At 75.1% G+C, this 3,214-nt stretch carries 2 protein-coding genes and 2 pseudogenes; 2 read left to right on the top strand and 2 right to left on the bottom strand.

What is annotated here, in order from left to right; genetic code table 11:
• The coding region (locus AC2W7A_RS10845; protein WP_485991360.1) for an AAA family ATPase at positions 1-828 on the bottom strand (828 nt) is incomplete at its 3' end.
• Positions 825-2,038, bottom strand: a pseudogene (locus AC2W7A_RS10840) (exonuclease SbcCD subunit D). The pseudogene AC2W7A_RS10840 and the gene AC2W7A_RS10845, both read right to left, overlap by 4 nt.
• 68 nt (positions 2,039-2,106) lie before the next feature.
• Between AC2W7A_RS10840 and AC2W7A_RS10835 the strand changes: the two are divergent.
• A pseudogene (locus AC2W7A_RS10835) lies at positions 2,107-2,778 on the top strand (ADP-ribosylglycohydrolase family protein); the annotation flags it as partial.
• Between the two features lie 95 nt (positions 2,779-2,873).
• A partial coding sequence (locus AC2W7A_RS10830; protein WP_485991361.1) for an ADP-ribosylglycohydrolase family protein occupies positions 2,874-3,214 on the top strand: 341 nt, incomplete at its 3' end.

Below are 3,214 nucleotides of genomic sequence, written 5' to 3'. Positions count from 1 at the left end.
CTCGAGCCCGGTGCGGGCCGCCTTCTCCGCGGCCTCCGCCTCGTCCTGCCGGGCCCTGGCGGCGGTGTGGGCCGCCTCGGCGCGGGCGGTGACCAGGCCCAGCAGGTCCTCGTCCTGTTCCGGGTACGGGGCCGGTTCGTGCCAGTCCTCCCCCAGCTCCTCGCGAGCGGCGTCGCGGAGCTGGTCCCGGGCGCTCTGGGCGATCTGCGCGTCCGCGGACACCTGCGCGTGCAGGCGGTCCGCCTCCGCCTTGAGGTGGTCCTCCACCCCGTCGAACCGCTGGGTGCCGAACAGGCGGCGCAGCAGGTCCCTGCGCTCGTCCGACTTCGCCGTGAGGAACTTCGCGAACTGTCCCTGCGGGAGCATCACCACCTGCATGAACTGCTCGGAGTCCAGGCTCATGACGGCGGCGATCTGCTGGCCGACCTCGTCGGCGCGGGTCAGCGGGGCGCCCCACACGCCGTCCGTCTGCTCGCGCAGGGACACGGACGCCTGGGTCATGGTGGTGCCCTGCCCGCGCTTCTTCGGCCGCGCGTGGCGGGGCGAGCGGACGGCCTCGAAGCGGCGTCCCTGGACGGTGAACTCCACGAGCACCTCCGGGGCCACCGTCCCGGGCGGGCGCAGGGTGGTCACGAGGGACTCGGGCGAGCGCCCGCCGGGGACGGATCCGTAGAGGGCGTAGCAGAGCGCGGCGAGGATGGTGGACTTGCCGGCGCCGGTGGGGCCGTCCAGCAGGAACAGTCCGGCGGCGTTGAGGGCGTCGAAGTCCACGTCCTGGGGCTCGGCGTAGGGGCCGATCCCCGTCAGGCGGATGCGGTGGATCCTCATGCCCGGACCTCCTTCGCGCGGGAGGCGGTGAGGGCGTCCTGCAGCAGCGCCGTCTCCTCCTCGGTGGCGGGGCGTTCGCGCACGTGGTGGACGAATCCGGTGGTGAGCGCCAGGTCGGACGGGGCCTGACGCAGCGCCTGGGCGTAGGTCTGCTCGCGGCGCCGCCGCCCGCCGGCCGGCTCGTGGCGGAACACGAGGACGTGCGGGTAGCGGGAGCGCAGGCGTTCGAGGGCCTTCTCCGGGCGTTCGTCGTCCGTCACGGTGACCTGGACCCAGCGGTCCTCGGCCCACGCGTGCTCGGCGGACTCGAGCAGGTCGGCGATGGGTCCGGAGAGCACGGCCAGCCGCCGACCGCCGGGCAAGTCGACCTTCTCCACCTCGGTCACCGCGCCGCCGGCCACGTGCACGAGCCAGCCGCCCTTGTCCTGCCGCCACTCGCCGAAGGAGTACGGCAGCGGGGAGCCGGAGTAGCGGACGTGCGCGGCCATGGTCTGCCGGCCGTGCAGGTGCCCGAGGGCCACGTAGTCCAGTCCCTCGAACACGGTCACCGGCACCTGGCCGAGCGTGCCCACGAGGGCCTCCGCCGTCCCTGCCCCGCAGTCGAGGTGCTCGCCCTCGCCGATGTCCCGTTCCCCCTCGGTGCCCTTGCCGCCGGCGGCGAAGAGGTGGGCGAGCAGACCGAGGCGAGGGGGCCGTCGTCGGGGTTCTCCCGGCGGGCGGCGAGGTCCTCCTTGATGCGTCGGACGGCCTCCTGCGTCACGGGGGTGTGGTGCGGTTCCACGTCCCAGGCCTGGCCGAGGTGCCGGGGCTCCAGGTAGGGGATGCCGTAGACGGCGGCCCGCTCCCCGTCCCTGCCCTCGAGCAGGATCGGCTCGGCGAGGCGGTCGGGGTCCGTGCGCAGGTGGACGCCGGAGGCGGCCATGAGGGCGCCGCCGAAGCCGAGGCGCACCGCGGAGTCGTGGTTGCCGCTGGTCATGACCACCTGGGCGCCGGCCGCGCGGATGGCCGCGAGGGTCTCGTCCAGCAGGCGCACGGCGTCGGCAGGGGGCAGGGCACGGTCGTAGACGTCGCCGGCCAGGAGCACGGCGTCCACGCCGCGCTCGCGCACGGTGTCGACCAGCTGGTCCAGCACGGCGCGCTGCGATTCCAGCAGCCCGGTGCCGTGGAAGGAGCGGCCGATGTGCCAGTCGGAGGTGTGGAGCAGGAGCATGGGAATCACTCTAGTGAGGGGTCCGGACACGATGAGGGGCACCGGCCGGGCACCTCGCACTCACTAGCATGGTGGCCATGACCGCCGAGCCGATCGCCGACCCCCGCCTGCCCGACTACCCCGCCCGTGTCCTGGCCACGCTCGCCGCCGGTGCCGCCGGCGACGCCTACGGCTACACCGTGGAGTTCGACCGCTCCGAGGCGATCGCGCACCGCTGGGGCCCGGCCGGCCTCGGCTCCCCGGACGAGCTGATCGAGCGTCTCGGCGTGGAGCACCTGCCCATCTCGGACGACACCCAGATGACCCTGTTCGTGGCGGACGGCCTGCTGGAGTGGATCGAGTGGCAGAACCAGGGGCAGCTGGCCGACGCCGCCGCCTGCGTGTGGCTGGCCTGCCTGCGCTGGCACCGCACCCAGACCGGCGCACTCCCGGAGGGCGCTCCCCCGGCCCAGGACACCTGGCTGGACGCCCGCCGCGAGCTGCACGAGCGCCGCGCCCCGGGCAACGCCTGTCTGTCCGGTCTCGCCGAGCCCGGCATGGGCGTGCCCACCGACCCGAAGAACCCGGGCTCCAAGGGCTGCGGCACGATCATGCGCTCCGCCGCCTACGGCATGGTCCCGGGCCTGCCGGACACCCACGTCGCCTCCTTCGCGCGGCAGGGCGCCGTGCTCACCCACGGCCATCCCACCGCCTGGACCGCGGCGGCGGCGTTCGCGCTGATCGTGCAGGGTCTGTTCGCCGGCCAGGCCCTGTCCGAGGCCGTGGAGGCCGCCCGGGCCTGGCTCGCCGCGCAGGGACAGGACGGGCGGAGTCCCTCGCCGCGCTCGCCGGCGCCGTGGACCTGGCGGCGCAGGCGGAGAGGGACGACGACGGCACCCGCTTGGGTGCCCGGGGCACCTTCCGCCGGGCGTTGGGGCGAGGGCCTGGGTGGCCGAGTCAGGCCCTGGCGATCGCCGTCTACGCGGCCATGGTGGCCGATCGCCTGGCGGACACGCCTGCGGCCGCGCTGGCCCTGGCGCTGCGGGTCGGCGCGAACCACGACGGCGACTCGGACTCGACCGCCTCCCTGGCCGGCCAGCTGCTCGGCGCCGCGCACGGTCCGTCCCCGTGGACGTCGGGGGTCTCCCTGGGCCCTGCTGGACCCGGCGGTCGCCGCGGCCGTGGAGCCGGGGACGC

It is taken from the genome of Micrococcus sp. LASM2_SD2 (genome assembly GCF_057364565.1).
This window is presented reverse-complemented; position numbering and strand designations above follow the sequence as displayed.